Source organism: Streptococcus devriesei DSM 19639, assembly GCF_000423725.1.
GTDB lineage: Bacteria > Bacillota > Bacilli > Lactobacillales > Streptococcaceae > Streptococcus > Streptococcus devriesei.
In genome coordinates, this window is sequence record NZ_KE384084.1 from 128,430 (window position 1) to 142,640 (window position 14,211).

Genomic DNA, 14,211 nt, shown 5'->3' on the forward strand with positions numbered 1-14,211 from the left:
TTAAAATTGATAACTATTTTTGTTTTATGATAACGCCCCGGCACAGCCTCTTATTTCTAGGCTGTTCTCATGCTGGGCGTTTTTTTATTTTTTGTTATAATAGAGCTATAAATACGATTGGAGTATAGTCATGAATAATATCAAATGTCCTCACTGCGGGACAGTTTTTACAATTAATGAAACAGAATACAGCCAGCTTTTGGCTCAGGTGCGCAGCAGTGAATTTGATAAAGAACTGCATGATCGCTTAGCGCGTGAGACGCAGCTTTTGGAAGAAAAGTCGAAAAATAATCTGCAGCAGGAGCTGGGTAAGAAAGACGCTGAGATAGCTGACTTAAAAGCAGAAATTGAGAACTTGTCCTCTGTCAATGCACTTGAAATGGCTAAGGCACTGTCTGAAAAGGAAAAAGAAGTCACGAATTTGCAAAACCGCTTGGATAAGCTGTCTTTGGAAAAGGACAACGAGCTGCAGACAGCTCTTTCAAAGGTTGAAAAAGAGCGTGATGAGGCTAAAAATCAGCTGACACTGCAGGAAAAAGAAAGTGAACTGGAGCTTTCTTCCGTGCGCAGCGACTATGAAAGTCAGCTTAAGGCGGCTAATGAACAGGTAGAATTTTATAAGGATTTCAAGGCGCAGCAATCAACCAAGGCTATTGGCGAGAGCTTAGAGATTTATGCTGAAACAGAATTCAACAAGGTGCGCAGCTATGCCTTTCCTAATGCCTATTTTGCTAAGGATAATGAGGTTTCCGGCCGTGGTTCTAAGGGTGATTTTATTTTTCGTGAGGCCGATGAAAACGGTGTTGAATTTTTGTCCATCATGTTTGAGATGAAAAATGAGGCGGATACGACCAAAACTAAGCATAAGAATGCTGATTTCTTTAAGGAGCTTGATAAGGACCGCCGCGAGAAAAACTGTGAATACGCTGTCTTAGTGACTATGCTGGAGGCTGAGAATGATTACTATAATACAGGCATTGTCGATGTCAGCCATGAATATGAGAAGATGTATGTGGTTCGGCCGCAGTTCTTTATCCAGCTGATCGGGCTTTTGCGAAATGCTGCGCTCAATAGTTTGCAGTACAAACAGGAGCTGGCTTTGGTGCGTGAACAGAACATTGATATCACGCACTTCGAAGATGACCTTGAAACCTTCAAAAACGCCTTTGCTAAGAACTATACTTCAGCAAGTAACAACTTCAAAAAAGCCATTGATGAAATTGATAAATCAATCCGCCGCATGGAAGAAGTCAAGCGCTTTTTGACAACTAGTGAAAATCAGCTCCGCCTTGCTAACAATAAATTAGACGATGTTTCCGTCAAAAAATTAACACGAAAAAATCCAACCATGAAGGCTAAGTTTGAAGCGTTAAAAGAAGAATAGGACCTTTCAATGTGGTGTTGTTTCTTTTCCTAAAATGTGTGAGGACTGAAAATGATTATTAGACCTGCTCAACTATTAGATATTGAAAAGTTATCCCCTCTTTATGCTGAACTTGGCTATCCTGTCAAGGAAGCTGAATTGGTTAGACGATTAAAAACAGTTCTTTCTCATCCTGATTACCATCTTTTAGTCGCAGTTGATGACAATGAAATTATTGGGATGATTGGTTATGCTAAAATGTTATTTTTTGAAAATGAAGGTGCCTACTATCGTATTCTTATTCTGGCAGTATTACAAAACTATCGCCGTAAGGGTGTTGCGACAGCCTTGGTAGATGCTGTCAAAAATCGTGCACTATCTGAAAATATTCACGCTTTAGCGCTAAATAGTGGGGATACTTTAGAACGACAAATAGCTCATCGTTTTTATGAAAATTATGGTTTCAAGCAAGCTAGTCGTGGTTATTCTCTCTATCTAAAATAATGTTAATTGTTAATAGTTTCAAAATCATTGTCACTTTTCTGATGTGTTATAATAAAGCTATCAAATATTGAGGTAATTATTATGAACAATATTATAGATTTATCAAAACCCGTTGCACAGACCCTCAAGGAACATCCTGAAGTTAAGGATATTCTGGTGGAACTGGGTTTTAAACCCTTGGCTAATCCTGCCATGCTCAATACAGTCGGTAAAATAACAACACTTAAGGCTGGTTCAAAAATGACGCGCATTCCCCTTGCTAAAATTAAGCAAACCTTAGAATTTAACGGCTATGAAGTGGTTGGTGATGAGCAATGACTGAGGAACGTATTCATATTTTAAGAGATATCCTGCTGGACTTGCACCATGGTGCCAGTGCTGAATCTGTTCAAGAACGTTTTAACCAGCACTTCAAAGGTGTTTCCGCCATTGAGATTTCCATGATGGAGTATGAGCTGATGAATTCGGATACTGGTATCACTTTTGAGGATGTTATGGATTTATGCAATGTTCATGCTAATCTTTTTAAGGGAGCCATTTCAGATGTTGATGTACCCGACAGTGAGCAGGAAGGCCATCCGGTCAAAGTTTTTAAGGATGAAAATCTGGCCTTGCGTGCAGCTGTTATGCGTATCCGCCGGATTATTGACAATTACGCTAAGCCTGAAAATGAGGAATTTCGCCAAGATATTCTAAAAGGTCTCAGGCATCAGTTTGACTTGTTGGGGCAGTTTGATAACCATTACACCCGCAAGGAAAAACTATTTTTCCCCATTATGGAGGGTTATGGGCATGATGCGCCGCCTAAAGTGATGTGGGGAGTAGATGACAACATCCGTGAACTCTTCAAAGAAGCCAAACTGGCTCTGGTGAAGCTGCCTGAGGGCTCTATTGAGGAGCTTTCTGATAAATTTGAGATGTTTGCGGCTGAGTTTGAAGAGATGATTTTTAAAGAAGAGGCAATTTTGCTGATGATTCTTCTAGAGTCTTTCACACAGGATGACTGGCTGCAGATTGCCGATGAAAGTGATGCTTACGGTTATGCCATTCTTAAGCCGACTGTAAAATGGCAGCCCCAGCGTGAATCGTTTGGCAATGAAACTGATGCAGGAAAAACCACAGGCAATAATACAGCCGATGCTCTAAAACAAGGGGCAGCAGCTGACCAGTCCAGCAGCCAAAGCATTATCCAAACACCAGAAGGCCAATTTACGATTACTTTTACGCCCAATGAAAGTAAAGCAGCTGTTGACCGTACGATTAAGCAGCCCTTTGGGAACGGCTATCTATCGCTTGAGCAGGCCAATCTGATTTTGAATCATCTGCCTTTGGAGATCACTTTTGTCAATAAAGATGATATTTTCCAATACTACAACGACAGTGTTCCGGCTGCCGAGATGATTTTCAAACGAACGCCCAGCCAAATAGGGCGCAATGTCGAACTCTGCCACCCGCCAAAAGTGCTGGACAAGGTCAAGAAAGTTTTTGAAGTGCTGCGTTCCGGCCAAAAAGATAAGGTAGAGATGTGGTTTCAGTCTGAGCGCTTGGGAAAATTTGTCTATGTCACTTACGCAGCTGTCCGCAATGAAAAAGGAGAGTTTCAAGGAGTTTTGGAATACGTCCAAGACATCAAACCTTTCTTTGAACTGGACAGCGACAGCAACCGTGATATCTAAGCAAAGAGGACTGATAGAGTCATAGCGTCAAAAAAACGAATAACTGTTCGGAATTCCACCGGGCAGTTATTCGTTTTTGTGTTAATGATTTTTATGTGTTAAGAAAAAGCAAAAACTGCTGACATGTTTCTGAGCTTTACCCAAGCCTTACAATGCTTTACGTCTTTTTGCCAAATAGGCCAGCAAAAATTTTTCTGCCAAACTGCCGTCTTTAATTTCTTTTTTAGCTTTGTTAAGATCAAACCAGGCCCAGTCATCAATTTCACTGTTGGGAACAATATCTCCAGAGACCGTAACGGCAAAATTGAGCATGAGCGTATTGGATTTTTCGAAATACTGGCTCTGATTAAAACGGAGCGATGTCACCTTCAGACCGGTTTCCTCTTGAATTTCACGCTTGACAGCTGCTTCGGCACTTTCACCTTGAGAGATGTAACCGGCAACCAAGATATAATCCGGTCTGTTGTATTGTTTAATGAGCAGTATTTTATTCTGCCTTTCGTTTTGGACAATCATACTGCAGGCTGTATTAAAAATAGGGAAACGAAAGGCCTGACAGTTCTTACAGTAAGGAATGAGGCCTTCATTTTCTAAAAATTTAGGCTGTAATTTTGTTCCGCATTCTGTACAAAATTTTTGAATGTGATAAGTCATAGGAGCTCCTTTGTCCTTATTTTAACAGAAAAAACAGCTCTCGTAAAACGTCTTAAGTTTTGATTTTACCGGTCTAAATCCATTATTAAAATGGAATTTTCCCATCCCCTGCCGCAAGTCTAGACAGATAACAGTTTTCAATTGACCAGCTCTCAGTATTCTATGCTATAATAGGAATTATGATTTCAGGAATTATCAATCTTAAGAAAGAAGCGGGAATGACCTCACACGATGCGGTTTTTAAGCTTCGAAAGATTTTGCAGGAAAAGAAAATCGGCCATGGCGGGACGCTTGATCCTGATGTCGTCGGGGTGCTGCCCATTGCTTTGGGCAAGGCGACCCGTGTTTTGGAATACATGACAGACTCCGGCAAGGTCTATGAAGGGCAGGTGACCCTTGGTTTTTCAACCACAACAGAAGATGCCGGCGGTGAGATTGTTGAGAAAACACCGGTGGACAAGCATCTGACAGAAGAAGATGTTGATGCAGTCATGTTGACCTTTGTCGGTCAGATCAAGCAAATTCCCCCTATGTATTCGGCAGTCAAAGTCAATGGCCGTAAACTTTATGACTATGCGCGTGCCGGTGAGACTGTTGAGCGGCCCGAGCGTCAGGTGACCATCTATGATTTTAAGCGTACCGGCGATTTGATTTTTAAAGACGATCTGTGTTCTTTTGCTTTTAGAGTTGTCTGCAGCAAAGGAACCTATGTCAGAACCTTAGCCGTTGATTTAGGGGCACGGCTTGGCTATGCCAGCCACATGTCCTTTCTCGAAAGAACTGCTTCAGCTGGTCTAACATTAGATAAGGCTTTAAGTTTAAGTGAGATTGCAGATAAGGCTGCAGCAGGCGATTTTTCTTTTATTTTACCGATTGAGTACGGTGTTCTGTCCCTGCCGCATGCAGTCCTTAGTGAGGAAGAGGCCACCGAAATTTCCTTTGGCAGACGCATCAGCCTGCCTCAAAAAGATGAGCTGCTGGCCGCTTTTTATGAAGATAAGCTTGTCGCTGTCTTGGAAAAACGAGAAGCTTTTTACAAACCTAAAAAAGTGTTTCTTTAAAAAAGTGTTTTAGAAAGATGATATAAGATGAATATTTTTAGAATTCGCAGCCATAAGGACATCAGCCGCCAAGAGGCGTCAGTTCTGGTTTTAGGCTATTTTGATGCTCTTCATAAGGGGCATAGGAAGCTGTTTGAGGAAGCGAAAATACTGGCTGAGAAAGAAAAATTGAAAATCGTTGTACTGACTTTTCCGGAATCTCCTCAGCTGGCTTTCTCGCGCTTCAGCCAAGAGCTGCTTAATCATATCAATTACCCGGAAAAACGTTATGCTAAGTTTGAAGAATATGGGGTCGATGATCTCTACCTGACTGACTTCACCTCGGATTTTGCCAAAACCAGTTCTGATGATTTTATCAACGACTATATTAAGGCCCTTAACGCAAAGGCTGTCGTTGTTGGTTTTGACTATAAATTTGGCCACAACAAAACAGATTCCGACTATCTGAAGCGTAATTTTTCCGGCCAAGTCATTACGGTGCCTGAAGTACAGTATCAGCAGGAAAAAATCAGCTCAACTCGAGTGCGCCGCTTGATCGGCCAAGGAGATGTTGCTCAGGTCAATCAGCTTTTAGGCTACGAATTTTCAACACGGGGAATTGTTGTGCACGGTGATGCCAGAGGGCGGACGATCGGTTTTCCAACGGCCAATCTGGCACCTATTGATCGCACCTATCTACCGGCAGACGGCGTTTATGTGGCTGATGTTTTAGTAGGCGAAAAACGCTACCGCTCCATGACCAGTATAGGCAAAAATGTTACCTTTGGCGGAACAGAGCTGCGCTTAGAAGCCAATATCTTTGATTTTGACGGAGATATCTACGGGGAAACAATTGAAATTTTATGGCTGGATAAAATTCGTGAAATGGTCAAGTTTAACGGCATTGATGATCTAGTTAAGCAGCTTGAAACAGATAAAGAATTTGCCCTAAATTGGGGAAAAGCATAGCCAAGTCACTCAAAATCTTGTATAATAAAAAGAAGTATGAATAAAGGGGTAGGTTATGATTACCTTATTTTTATCGCCTAGCTGTACAAGTTGCCGTAAGGCAAGGGCTTGGTTAAATAAACACGATGTTGCCTTTCGGGAACACAATATCATCACAAGCCCTCTGAGCCGCGATGATTTATTGAAGATTCTCTCCTATACCGAAAATGGAACCGAAGATATTATTTCAACACGTTCAAAAGTTTTTCAAAAATTAGATATTGATGTGGATGAATTGTCTGTCTCTGAGCTGATTAACCTTATTTCTAAAAATCCCAGTCTGCTCCGCCGTCCGATTATTATGGATGATAAGCGCATGCAGATTGGTTTTAACGAAGATGAGATTCGGGCTTTTTTACCACGAGATTACCGCAAACAAGAACTGCGTCAGGCAACGATTAAAGCAGAAACTGAGGAAGAAGATGACTAAAAGCTATTCTTATCCTTTAGATTTATCGTGGAGCACTGAAGAAATAACCTCAGTGCTTTCTTTTTTAAATTTGATCGAAAAGGCTTACGAAAGCAAAGTTGAAGCTGCCCGCCTTTTAGAAGGCTACAAAAAATATAAGAATGTTGTCAGCAGTAAGTCGCAGGAAAAGCAAATTGACCGTGAGTTTGAAAAGGTCAGCGGCTATTCTGTCTACCGTGCAGTTCAGGCGGCAAAGTCTAAAGAGAAAGGATTTATCTCCCTTGGAAACTAAATTTCAATTTGCAAAAGAGCTGATTTATGAAGCGGGACGCTACATTCGTGATAATATGACACACGATTTAGTAATTGAAGAAAAGTCGCGTTTTGATGATTTGGTTACGGATTTAGATAAGGCTGTTCAAGAATTGATGGTTGAACGAATTCACAGCGCTTATCCGGAAGACCATTTTTTTGCAGAAGAGGAAGGTCTTGTATCAGATATAGACGATGGCTGCGTCTGGGTTTTGGATCCGATTGACGGAACAGTTAATTTTATTGTTCAGGGCTGTGATTTTGCTGTTATGATCGCTTACTATGAAAATGGTATTGGTCAATTCGGACTCATTTATGATGTCATGAACGATGTTCTTTACAGCGGCGGCGGCCAATTTGAAGTAAGGGCTAACGACAAGCCGCTGCCTTCTTTTCAAGACAGACCTTTCAAGCGTTCTTTAATCGGCGCCAACAGTGCCATGTGCGCCCAAAATATTATGGGGGTAGCTGACTTAGGCCGCCAGACTCTGGGGATTCGCGGGATTGGCAGTGCAGGACTTAGTATTTGCCGTATCTTAGAAGGGCGTTTTATCGCTTATTTTTCTAATATTGCTCCCTGGGATTACGCTGCAGGCAGCATTATGGGAGAAAAACTGGGTTATACCATTCTTGATTTGTACGGCCATAAACCTGACTATAAAAGCCGGCAGATGGTTATGTTTATTCCCAAGGCTAAATTAAAAGAAATTCAAAAATATATTAAATAGTATCTTGTCTGACAGGGTACTTGTCTTGGATAGGACAGAAGTAGATTATTTATATGTCATTACCTGAAAAATTTGTCGAAAAATATCAAAATATTTTGGGAAGTGAAGCTGACGATTTTTTCGCAAGTTTCAAAGAAGAAGCAGTTGCTGCTTTTCGAACCAATCCTTTAAAAGGCCGTCAGCTTTCTTTTGAAAATCCCATTCCAAACACAGATTGGGGCTATTATGGCAAGGTTTCCGGCCGATCTGCTGAGCATGTCTCAGGCCTAGTCTATTCTCAGGAACCGGCTGCTCAGATGGTTGCTCAGGCAGCAGCACCTGCAAAAGGAATGAAAGTGCTCGATTTGGCAGCAGCGCCGGGAGGGAAAACCACTCATCTGCTTTCTTATCTGGATAATACAGGTATTTTGGTGAGCAACGAGATTTCTAAAAAGCGCAGTAAGGTTCTCGTGGAAAATGTAGAACGCTTTGGTGCCAGAAATATCCTTGTTACCAATGAAAGTCCAAAAAATCTGGCTCAAACCTTTGACCATTATTTTGATATGATTGTCTTGGATGCACCGTGTTCGGGTGAAGGAATGTTCCGAAAAGACCCGGTAGCCATGCAATATTGGCACGAAGATTATCCGGCAGAGTGTGCCGATCTTCAAAAAGAGATACTGCAAGAAGCTGTAAAAATGCTGGCTTTTGGCGGCAGTTTAGTCTATTCAACCTGCACATGGGCTCCGGAAGAAAATGAAGACATCATCCGCTGGCTCCTCTCACACTATGATTATTTGGAGCTGGAAGATGTTCCCAAGATTAATGGGATGACCGAAGGCATTGATATGCCCGAAGCTGCACGGATGTATCCCCATTGTTTTAAAGGGGAAGGACAGTTTGTAGCCAAACTCCGGGATAAGCGGCGGGCTCAGCCGTCTCTTCTATCCAAAAATGTTAAATCTTATTTGAAAAAAGATCAGGAAGAACTTTGGCAGACTTTTGCTGATAAATATCTTAAGGTTAAATTAGAAGGTCAGTACCAAACTTTTGGCAATCAGCTTTATTTAGTTCCGCAGGGACTGCCGGATCTCTCCACGCTGAAAATCGCCAGAAACGGCCTGCATTTAGGAACCTTCAAGAAGAACCGGTTTGAACCGTCTTTTGCCCTGGGACTGGCTTTACGAAAAGGTGAAGTAGTACAGTCTATTGAAATTGATGTAGAACAGTTCAAAACTTATGTTTCTGGAAATGTTCTGTCCCTCTCCAAAGATTATGAAAAAGGCTGGTATCATATTCTTATAAACGGGAACGGCCTAGGTTTTGCCAAGGTAACTGGCAATACGCTAAAGAATTATTTTCCTAAGGGTCTTCGTTTCTAAGTGTAAATGTTATAGAATACATTTTAAAAAAATTTTACAATTGCAAACCGTTTCATTTATTTTATTGTTATAATTGATTAGGAAAGGAAAGCAAGTAAATGAGAAAGAAAAAAATAGTTTTATCCTTAGCGCTGGCTGTAGCCGGTCTGAGCTTAGCGGCGTGTTCCAGCTGGATTGATAAGGGGCAGACAATAACCAGTGTCGGTTCAACAGCTCTGCAGCCTTTAGTAGAGGCTTCTTCAGATGAATTTTCTCAGTCTAATTTAGGTAAAACTATCAATGTCCAAGGCGGCGGTTCCGGTACAGGGCTTTCGCAAGTACAGTCAGGTGCTGTTCAGATTGGCAACAGTGACCTTTTTGCCGAAGAAAAAGACGGGATTAATGCCAAAGAACTGGTTGACCATCAGGTTGCAGTTGCGGGAATTGCTGTGATTGCAAATAAAAATGTGAAGGTTTCCAATTTGACGGTTGAACAGCTGCGAAAAATTTTTACGGGTGAGTATACCAACTGGAAACAGGTAGGCGGTCAGGATTTAGAAATTTCTATTATTAACCGAGCTGCCAGTTCTGGCTCTCGGGCAACCTTTGACAGTGTCATCATGGATGGAAAAGATGCCAAGCAAAGTCAGGAGCAAGATTCCAACGGTATGGTAAAATCAATCGTTTCACAGACTCCGGGTGCGATTTCCTATCTGGCTTTTGCCTATGTCGACAGCTCAGTAAAATCTTTGCAATTGAACGGCTTTAAACCAACTGTAAAAAATGTAACAACTAACGACTGGCCGCTCTGGTCTTATGAACACATGTATACCAAAGGAAAAGCCAAAGGCTTAACCAAAGAATTTTTGGAATTCATGATGAGTAAAGAGGTGCAAAAGAGTATCGTACCTCGAATGGGTTACATTTCTGTTAATGATATGAAAGTTGTTAAAAGTGCTGACGGCACTGTAACGGCTAAATGATTATGATATAAGCGAAAGGAATAAAAGTTACTTAGCCGATTTAGCTGCTTTTATTGCTTTTCGAAGTTCTTATCTTGATGTATGGAGGAATCATGAAAAATCAAGAACTGATTAAAAAGCTGACATCACCTTCTAAAAATTCTCGTTTAGAAAAATTCGGTAAAACAATTACCTTTTGCTGTTTGGCTTTGATTGTCCTTATCGTTGCGATGATTCTTATTTTTGTTGCTCAAAAAGGTCTGTCAACTTTCTTTGTGGATAAAATCAGCCCATTCAAATTTCTTTTTGGAAAAGACTGGCAGCCTAATGTGAAAGGACCGGACGGCAAACCCTTGCTGGGAGCTTTGCCAATGATCTTAGGGTCTTTCATTGTTACCATTTTATCAGCTTTGATTGCGACACCTTTTGCCATTGGAGCAGCAGTTTTCATGACTGAAATTTCACCTAAATACGGAGCCAAAATTCTGCAGCCTGTTGTGGAGCTGCTTGTCGGCATTCCATCGGTTGTTTACGGATTTATCGGTTTGCAGATTGTGGTACCTTTCGTCAGAACCTTGTTCGGCGGTACAGGATTCGGTATTTTATCCGGGGTTTTTGTCCTGTTTGTTATGATTTTGCCGACTGTTACCTTTATGACTGTTGACAGTTTAAAAGCTGTTCCAAGACACTATAAAGAAGCTAGTCTTGCTATGGGAGCTACCCGCTGGCAAACGATTTGGCGTGTTATTTTAAATGCGGCAAAACCTGGTATTTTTACAGCAGTGATTTTCGGGATGGCTCGCGCTTTCGGTGAAGCTTTGGCGATTCAGATGGTTGTCGGAAATTCAGCAGTTATTCCGACTTCTCTGACCACACCTGCAGCCACTCTGACTTCTGTCTTGACAATGGGAATCGGCAATACAGTCATGGGAACCGTCCAAAATAATGTTCTTTGGTCACTGGCCTTAGTCCTTCTGATTATGAGTTTGGCCTTTAATATGCTGATGAAATTTATTACAAGGGAAGGTAAGAAAAATTATGCACGCTAAACAACTGGATAAATTAGTTACTGGTATTTTATATACCATTGCCGGTATTATTATTACCATTTTGGTATCGCTCTTACTTTTTATTCTTGTACGGGGAATTCCCAGTATTGACTGGCACTTCCTGACAGGCCGCTCTTCATCCTATGAAACTGGCGGCGGTATCGGCATTCAGCTTTATAATTCCTTCTTTCTTTTAATCGTAACACTGATTATTTCCATTCCCTTGTCTATGGGAGCAGGCATTTATTTGTCTGAATACGCTAAAAAGGGCCGCTTGACAGATTTTATCCGTACCTGTATTGAAATCTTGTCTTCTCTGCCATCTGTGGTTGTCGGTCTGTTTGGGTATTTAATTTTTGTTGTGCAGTTTCAATATGGTTTTTCCATCATTTCAGGTGCTCTGGCGCTGACCGTTTTCAATTTACCGCAGATGACGCGTAACATCGAAGACAGTTTGAGAAACGTCCATCATACTCAGCGCGAGGCTGGTCTTGCCTTGGGTATCTCTCGTTGGGAAACCGTGCTCCATGTAGTTATTCCGGAAGCACTCCCGGGGATTGTGACCGGTATTGTGCTTGCTTCCGGCCGTATTTTCGGGGAAGCAGCGGCATTGATTTATACAGCAGGTCAATCTGCTCCGGCTCTGGATTGGGGAAACTGGAATCCGCTTAGTACGACAAGTCCGATTTCAATTTTCCGTCAGGCGGAAACCTTGGCTGTCCATATTTGGAAGGTTAACAGTGAAGGAACTATTCCGGATGCTACCAAAGTATCTGAAGGCAGTGCGGCAGTTTTACTTGTTTTTATCCTTATCTTTAACTTGTCAGCACGTTACATTGGTAAAAAACTGCATGCTAAGCTGACATCAGCAGCCTAAAGGAGGACAAATGGCAGATTATAATTGGAATGAAAGGCATATCATTACTTTTCCGGAAGGGAACCTCGCCTTGTCAACCAAGGACTTACATGTCTATTATGGTGAAAATGAGGCGATTAACGGGATTGATATGCAGTTTGAGAAGAACAAAATTACAGCTTTAATCGGTCCGTCAGGCTGCGGGAAGTCAACTTTCCTCCGCAGTCTCAATCGAATGAATGATACTATCGATATTGCCAAAGTAACCGGAGAAATCATGTATGAGGGAATTGATGTCAATGCCCCAAATATCAATGTTTATGAAATGCGCAAGCACATTGGCATGGTTTTCCAAAGACCAAATCCTTTTGCTAAATCGATCTACAAAAACATTACATTTGCTTATGAACGTGCCGGTATTAAAGATAAGAAAGTCTTGGATGAAATTGTTGAGACGTCTCTAAAACAGGCGGCGCTTTGGGAGCAAGTCAAGGACGATTTGCATAAGTCTGCCTTTACTCTTTCGGGAGGGCAGCAGCAGCGTCTGTGCATCGCTCGGGCTATTGCGGTGAAACCTGACATTTTGTTAATGGATGAACCGGCCTCAGCTCTTGATCCTGTGGCGACTATGCAGTTAGAAGAAACGATGTTTGACCTAAAGAAAAATTACACAATTATCATCGTTACTCACAATATGCAGCAGGCGGCCCGCGCCAGTGATTATACAGCCTTTTTCTATTTGGGAGATTTGATTGAGTATGACACAACAAATAATATTTTCCAAAATGCTAAATTAAAATCAACCAGTGATTATGTGTCTGGACACTTTGGATAGAAAGGAAAGCGATGACAGAACCTATTTTAAAAGTAACTGATTTGTCTGTTTATTACGGTAAAAAGAAAGCACTTAATAATGTATCCATTGATTTCTATCCTAAAGAAATCACTGCTTTAATTGGTCCGTCAGGGTCCGGTAAATCAACTTTGCTGCGTGCCATCAACCGCATGGGAGATATTAATCCCGAAGTAACGGTCACAGGTTCTATTATGTACAACGGACATAATATTTACAGTCCGCGGACAGACACAGTAGAGCTGCGCAAGGAAATCGGTATGGTTTTCCAGCAGCCCAATCCTTTTCCGATGACTATCTATGAAAATGTTGTTTACGGTTTGCGTTTAAAGGGTATTAAGGATAAGAAGATTCTTGATGAAGCTGTTGAAAAGTCTTTGAACGGTGCCTCAATTTGGAATGAAGTAAAAGACCGTCTGCATGATTCAGCAATTGGCCTGTCCGGCGGGCAGCAGCAGCGTGTCTGCATTGCCAGAGTTCTGGCGACCAGCCCGCAGATTATTCTGCTGGATGAACCGACCTCGGCCTTGGATCCTATCTCAGCTGGGAAAATCGAAGATACGCTCTATGATTTAAAAGAAAAATACACGATGATTGTCGTTACACGTTCCATGCAGCAGGCTTCGCGTATTTCTGACCGAACAGGCTTTTTCCTTGCCGGAGATTTGATCGAATACGGCAATACTAAAGAAATGTTCCTGAATCCGCAGAAAAAAGAAACTGAAGATTATATTACAGGTAAGTTTGGATAAAAATAATAATAGAAAAGAGATGAGAACATGTTAAGATCGCAATTTGAAGAAGAATTAGATAAATTACACAATCAATTTTACGCGATGGGTACAGAAGTGCTGGCACAGATCAACAAGACTGTGCGTGCTTTTGTCAGTCACGACCGCGACTTGGCCAAAGAAGTTATCGCTGATGATGATGTGGTAAACGAGTATGAAACGAAACTAGAAAAAAAATCTCTCGAAATTATCGCTCTGCAGCAGCCTGTCTCTAATGATTTGAGAACCGTTATTACAGTTCTCAAAGCGTCGAGTGACATCGAGCGGATGGGTGACCATGCTTCCTCAATTGCCAAGGCGACTATTCGCATGAAAGGTGAGGAGCGCCTGCTTGATGTAGAAGAAAAGATCAGCGAGATGGGCAAGGCTGTTAAGCATATGGTAGAGGATGCTTTGAATGCTTATATCAACGGTGATGATAAAAAAGCTTATGAGATCGCTGCAACCGATGAAGTGATTGATAACTATTTCAAAGATATCCAAAATCTGGCAGTCGAAGAAATCAAGCAGACACCAGATGCTGCTTTTGCAGGTAAGGAGTATTTCCAAGTGCTGATGTATCTTGAACGAATCGGTGATTATGCACGCAATATTTGTGAATGGATTGTCTATCTTAAAACTGGAAAAATCATTGAATTATGATACAATAATAATTTAGAAATTTTG

At 41.5% G+C, this 14,211-nt stretch carries 17 protein-coding genes; 16 read left to right on the forward strand and 1 reads right to left on the reverse strand.

Annotated elements, in window-relative coordinates:
- Positions 1–130 precede the first annotated feature (130 nt).
- From G573_RS0106715 to G573_RS0106730, 4 genes are all read left to right on the forward strand, one after another.
- The gene (locus G573_RS0106715) at positions 131–1,384 is read left to right on the forward strand and encodes a DUF2130 domain-containing protein (protein WP_027975990.1); all 1,254 of its coding nucleotides are present in this window, start codon (positions 131–133) and stop codon (positions 1,382–1,384) included.
- 51 nt (positions 1,385–1,435) lie between these two features.
- Entirely contained in the window at positions 1,436–1,867 is a 432-nt protein-coding gene (locus G573_RS0106720) for a GNAT family N-acetyltransferase (RefSeq protein ID WP_027975991.1), read from the forward strand.
- A gap of 81 nt (positions 1,868–1,948) precedes the next feature.
- On the forward strand, positions 1,949–2,185 hold the full coding sequence (locus G573_RS0106725) for a DUF1858 domain-containing protein (protein ID WP_027975992.1): 237 nt from the start codon (positions 1,949–1,951) through the stop codon (positions 2,183–2,185).
- Positions 2,182–3,543, forward strand: a complete 1,362-nt coding sequence (locus G573_RS0106730; RefSeq protein WP_027975993.1) for a DUF438 domain-containing protein — start codon at positions 2,182–2,184, stop codon at positions 3,541–3,543. The genes G573_RS0106725 and G573_RS0106730 overlap by 4 nt, the downstream gene beginning before the upstream one ends.
- Positions 3,544–3,690: 147 nt before the next feature.
- On the opposite strand, the gene G573_RS0106735 is transcribed toward G573_RS0106730, so the two are convergent.
- Positions 3,691–4,197: an NAD(+) diphosphatase gene (locus G573_RS0106735; protein ID WP_027975994.1), complete on the reverse strand. Its 507-nt coding sequence runs from the start codon at positions 4,195–4,197 to the stop codon at positions 3,691–3,693.
- Positions 4,198–4,376: 179 nt separating this feature from the next.
- Between G573_RS0106735 and truB the strand changes: the two genes are divergently transcribed.
- The 12 genes from truB to phoU all read left to right on the forward strand — a co-directional run bounded on the left by truB (position 4,377) and on the right by phoU (position 14,187).
- Entirely contained in the window at positions 4,377–5,258 is an 882-nt protein-coding gene (gene truB, locus G573_RS0106740; protein WP_027975995.1) for a tRNA pseudouridine(55) synthase TruB, read from the forward strand.
- 27 nt (positions 5,259–5,285) lie between these two features.
- A complete protein-coding gene (locus G573_RS0106745) occupies positions 5,286–6,206 on the forward strand; it encodes a bifunctional riboflavin kinase/FAD synthetase (RefSeq protein WP_027975996.1) in 921 nt (306 codons plus the stop codon).
- A 55-nt stretch (positions 6,207–6,261) separates the two neighbouring features.
- On the forward strand, positions 6,262–6,675 hold the full coding sequence (spx, locus tag G573_RS0106750; RefSeq protein WP_027975997.1) for a transcriptional regulator Spx: 414 nt from the start codon (positions 6,262–6,264) through the stop codon (positions 6,673–6,675).
- Positions 6,668–6,946 (forward strand): UPF0223 family protein, encoded by a 279-nt coding sequence (locus G573_RS0106755; protein ID WP_027975998.1) that lies wholly within the window; start codon positions 6,668–6,670, stop codon positions 6,944–6,946. Before spx ends, G573_RS0106755 begins: the two co-directional genes overlap by 8 nt.
- Positions 6,936–7,694, forward strand: coding sequence for an inositol monophosphatase family protein (locus G573_RS0106760; RefSeq protein ID WP_027975999.1), 759 nt, complete (start codon positions 6,936–6,938; stop codon positions 7,692–7,694). The genes G573_RS0106755 and G573_RS0106760 overlap by 11 nt, the downstream gene beginning before the upstream one ends.
- A gap of 53 nt (positions 7,695–7,747) precedes the next feature.
- Positions 7,748–9,055, forward strand: coding sequence for an RsmF rRNA methyltransferase first C-terminal domain-containing protein (locus G573_RS0106765; RefSeq protein WP_027976000.1), 1,308 nt, complete (start codon positions 7,748–7,750; stop codon positions 9,053–9,055).
- A 98-nt stretch (positions 9,056–9,153) separates the two neighbouring features.
- On the forward strand, positions 9,154–10,017 hold the full coding sequence (locus G573_RS0106770; RefSeq protein WP_027976001.1) for a phosphate ABC transporter substrate-binding protein PstS family protein: 864 nt from the start codon (positions 9,154–9,156) through the stop codon (positions 10,015–10,017).
- Between the two features lie 92 nt (positions 10,018–10,109).
- Positions 10,110–11,045, forward strand: a complete 936-nt coding sequence (gene pstC, locus G573_RS0106775) for a phosphate ABC transporter permease subunit PstC (RefSeq protein ID WP_027976002.1) — start codon at positions 10,110–10,112, stop codon at positions 11,043–11,045.
- Positions 11,035–11,922, forward strand: coding sequence for a phosphate ABC transporter permease PstA (gene pstA / locus G573_RS0106780; RefSeq protein WP_027976003.1), 888 nt, complete (start codon positions 11,035–11,037; stop codon positions 11,920–11,922). The genes pstC and pstA overlap by 11 nt, the downstream gene beginning before the upstream one ends.
- Before the next feature lie 10 nt (positions 11,923–11,932).
- A complete protein-coding gene (gene pstB / locus G573_RS0106785) occupies positions 11,933–12,736 on the forward strand; it encodes a phosphate ABC transporter ATP-binding protein PstB (protein WP_027976004.1) in 804 nt (267 codons plus the stop codon).
- Positions 12,737–12,747: 11 nt separating this feature from the next.
- Entirely contained in the window at positions 12,748–13,506 is a 759-nt protein-coding gene (pstB, locus tag G573_RS0106790; RefSeq protein WP_027976005.1) for a phosphate ABC transporter ATP-binding protein PstB, read from the forward strand.
- Positions 13,507–13,533: 27 nt separating this feature from the next.
- Positions 13,534–14,187: a phosphate signaling complex protein PhoU gene (phoU, locus tag G573_RS0106795; protein WP_027976006.1), complete on the forward strand. Its 654-nt coding sequence runs from the start codon at positions 13,534–13,536 to the stop codon at positions 14,185–14,187.
- Positions 14,188–14,211 lie beyond the last annotated feature (24 nt).